Below are 234 nucleotides of genomic sequence, written 5' to 3'. Positions count from 1 at the left end.
CCTGTGGGGACAGTACTTGCAGTGGTCTCCAGCGGTGTACGCCCCAAAGGAACTCTCAGCGGCGTCAGAGAGACGGTCGGAAAGCTGTTCCCTCACACGGTCCAGGTCCGCGTCGGTGAACTCCCGCAGGTCGATTCGTGGCCCCTGCTCCCCGACATATGCATAGCCGGCAGTCCTGACTGGTTCCTCGAACAGCTGCTCACATGCAAGCAGGTAGATCGGCAGTTGGAGATC

The 234-nt window shown here is 60.7% G+C and carries 1 protein-coding gene; it reads right to left on the bottom strand.

The features are described from left to right. Positions 1 to 234, bottom strand: a 234-nt coding sequence (locus SM753_RS21180; protein ID WP_323193004.1) for a PD-(D/E)XK nuclease family protein, incomplete at both ends; no start/stop codon positions are given.

Source organism: Halostella sp. PRR32 (genome assembly GCF_034808085.1).
Classification (GTDB): domain Archaea; phylum Halobacteriota; class Halobacteria; order Halobacteriales; family Natronoarchaeaceae; genus Halostella; species Halostella pelagica.
The sequence above is the reverse complement of the archived record's forward strand: the minus strand, read 5'-3'. Positions and strand labels throughout refer to the sequence as shown.